Origin of the sequence: Corynebacterium sp. MSK044 (genome assembly GCF_030232825.1) — a bacterium.
Lineage (GTDB): Bacteria > Actinomycetota > Actinomycetes > Mycobacteriales > Mycobacteriaceae > Corynebacterium.
This window is the reverse complement of sequence record NZ_JASPJJ010000040.1, coordinates 1-3,008: the sequence shown is the minus strand read 5'-3', so window position 1 is coordinate 3,008 and position 3,008 is coordinate 1. Positions and strand designations below refer to the sequence as shown.

5 protein-coding genes are annotated in these 3,008 nt (G+C 50.9%); all 5 read left to right on the top strand.

Annotated elements, in window-relative coordinates:
- Nucleotides 1-263, top strand: a 263-nt coding sequence (locus QP994_RS10940) for a hypothetical protein (protein ID WP_284866805.1), incomplete at its 5' end; no start/stop codon positions are given.
- 7 nt (nucleotides 264-270) lie between these two features.
- A complete protein-coding gene (locus tag QP994_RS10935; protein ID WP_284866803.1) occupies nucleotides 271-570 on the top strand; it encodes a WXG100 family type VII secretion target in 300 nt (99 codons plus the stop codon).
- Between the two features lie 142 nt (nucleotides 571-712).
- Nucleotides 713-1,048, top strand: a complete 336-nt coding sequence (locus QP994_RS10930) for a WXG100 family type VII secretion target (protein ID WP_284866802.1) — start codon at nucleotides 713-715, stop codon at nucleotides 1,046-1,048.
- Nucleotides 1,049-1,089: 41 nt separating this feature from the next.
- The gene (locus tag QP994_RS10925; protein ID WP_284856440.1) at nucleotides 1,090-1,383 is read left to right on the top strand and encodes a WXG100 family type VII secretion target; all 294 of its coding nucleotides are present in this window, start codon (nucleotides 1,090-1,092) and stop codon (nucleotides 1,381-1,383) included.
- Between the two features lie 126 nt (nucleotides 1,384-1,509).
- Nucleotides 1,510-3,008, top strand: a 1,499-nt coding sequence (locus QP994_RS10920; RefSeq protein WP_284866801.1) for a DUF6531 domain-containing protein, incomplete at its 3' end; no start/stop codon positions are given.

Genomic DNA, 3,008 nt, shown 5'->3' with positions numbered 1-3,008 from the left:
CGATTGAGCAGTTGGTTTCTGAGGTTGAGCCGGCTGCTGTTGGTTCTGAGGGTGTTGATTCGGTTCATGGTGAGCAGATCACTGCTGCGGTGACGGATTTTTATGAGCAGTGGAAGCAGTCGCGGAAGACGTTGTTGGAGAATGTGACGATTCTTGCTGAGGCGTCTGCCACGATTTCTGAGGCTGTTGGCACTTTTGATAGTGAGACTGCCAATGCTTTGCAAGACATGGCAAATCAGCTATCTGGTGCGGGCGAGGGGTAGGAAGATTATGTCTGATGTTTTTTCGTTTAGAACATCTACGGCTCATGCGTCGTCGAGAGATATTCGCACGGTGATGGAGGACATCCGTAGCACAATCTGGGATATTCACAGCGATGTTCTCGCTTTGCGCCCGGATTGGGAAGGCTCGGAGTCGGATTTGTATGACACTGCTTCACAGGAGTGGCGTAAGGCTGCTCATGAGGTGAACAACATTTTAAAGGATGTTGCCCATGTTCTTGATGAGGTGGATAAGGGTAACACCATGATGCGCGATGAAATTCAAAAAGCGCTCGATGAGATGAAGTAGTTATCACATCTTTTATATCGCTGAAAGTGAACGGTCAACACATGAAGAGGTCAGCAATGTTGCCACGGGCAGCGCCGCGGTAGTTGCGCGGTAAGTTTCCGGCAGCTGAAAACCCAATTTTTGTATGAAAGGAAGTGTGTGTATGTCCTCGCAGAATATGTCTGTTGAGCATTCAGCAGTTTCAACCCATGTTTCGTCGCTTCAAGCTAATCATTCCCAGTTGACGACCCAGGCGGGTCAGTTCATCAGTGCTATTGAGCCGTTGAAGAGTTCGTGGAAGGGCAGCTCTGTGGCTGCTTGGGAGAATATGACTAATGCTTGGCATGAAAATATGGAGCATATTAACTCCGCGCTTGAGGAGTTGACTGGTCGTGTAGAGCAGGCCGGTAAGGATTACCAGGCTGGTGAAGAAGAGCAGACGTCTATGCTGCAGCAGCGTTTTGCTGGCATGGATTTCAATAATGGCCCAATCCTCTAATATTCCTCGCCCTGATACCCCATGATTTAAGGAGGCCTTCAATGTCGGTCTATGCATATAACAATGAGCACGCACAAGCTGCTGCTGATGATCTCAACAATGTGATGAACAGCATTGAAAATACCTTGTCGGAGATGGAGTCCGACATGCAGAAACTTGCCGCTGGGTGGGAAGGTTCTGAGCAGGAGGCCTACCGTGGTGTGCACGGTAAATGGTCTTCTGCTGCACAAAACCTGAAGTCCATTTTGGGTCAGGTGCGTTCTGCTTTGGATGAAAATACTTCTGCGGTCTCGGAGACGCGTTCGCGTGTTTCTCAGTCGATTGCTGGTCAGTAGTTAGTCCGCTGCTTTCTATTGTGGTTTCCCCGTGTGTGGGGGAACCCTCTTAATTTAGGTTTTCTACGTGTCTCACGCCACCTGCACTAGGTGGGTTTGAAGCTTTGTGAAAGGTCACCTCCACCCATGCCTTTGTTGCCGTTGGCCCCGTTTGCCACTTTCGATCCAGCTCATTTTCGTCTCGGCGGAAACCCAGGAACCTTGCATGCTGCTGCTACTCGGTGGCGTGATTTCGGTGAAGCAGCGCTTTCTGCTGCAAGTAGCATGCGTTCCATTAACGATGGTGGTTTTGTTGGCACGGAAGGTGACCGGTTCCGTGAATTGGTCAATGGTGATTTTCCGAAGAATCTGACTACTACCGGTAATGCGCATGTTGGTGTGGCAGATGCTATTGCTCATTACGCTCGTGCTCTTGAGGGGTTTAGGAAACAGATGAGCACGGTGCGTGCTGATGCACGTATTCATCATCAGGCGGTTCAGCTTGCTGTTGCTGAAGTCAACGCGGCTGAAGCAGCAGCAGCTGGTACTGCTGGTGCTGCAGCTCCGGAGGTTGCTGCAGCGATGGCTAAGTATGAAACGGCTAAAGGTCTGTGGGAAGCTGATATTCAAGCAGCTAATGGTATTAAGGACTCCCTGGGTGGGGAAGTGCGCACCCAAGTTGCGGCGATTGCTCAAGAAGCTAAAGAACGTTTCGAAGAAAACCCACACTGGCTTAAGCAAGCATGGGATGACTTTGCTGCCTTTATGCGTGAACACGCCGATATCATTAGTTTGATTGCTGACGCGCTTCAAATCATCGGCGGCATCCTTATGTTTGTGTGCCCTGTCCTTGGCGCCATTTTGGTGGGTGTGGGAGTCGGTTTGAAAATGCTGCTTGCTGCCTCTGGTGGCTGTAGTTGGGCCGAAGCTCTCTTTGATCTGGCTACGGCAGGACCACTTGGTGTTTTCGCGAAGGCAGCCAAAGCCGGAAAACTCGGCGGCAAAGTCGCCAACATTGCCAACAAAACCTCTAAAGCAGGCAATAAAGCAATGTCAGCTGTGAAAGCAGGTGCTAATAAAGCCGCGCTTAAATCAGCCTCCGGGGTTAAGGCAATTGCTAATGAAAAGCTTGCCAAGTCCTACTACAAAACAGTCACCCGCGGCAAACAGATCTGCTTTGCAGCTGAACCAGTCGACATGGCTACCGGCAACATGGTCGATTTTGAAACCGACATCTTCATCGATGGTATTTTGCCTATCACCGTTGACCGTAATGCCAACACCAACCATGAGCTTGGTCGCGCGTTGGGTCCACGGTGGGTATCGACGATGGATGTGCGCATTGAAATCTGCGAACACGAAGTACTCATGGCATCCCCAGACGGAGCATTGCTGACCTTCCCACCCGCACCGGAGGATGGATCAGAAGTCCGTGCTGATGGCAGGCCATGGCTGTTGTCGTATGCAGACGGCCACTACCGGGTGCGTGATATCGCTGCAGGTGTGACCTATATCTTCCGGCTTTTCGACACCCCTGCCCCCACCACCAACAGTGTTGGAGTTGAAGATCGCTGCCCATCACTAGGTGGATCTCATGTTGCAGCAACAATTCCTCACGGATCTCTTGCTGAAACGTTCAACATGGG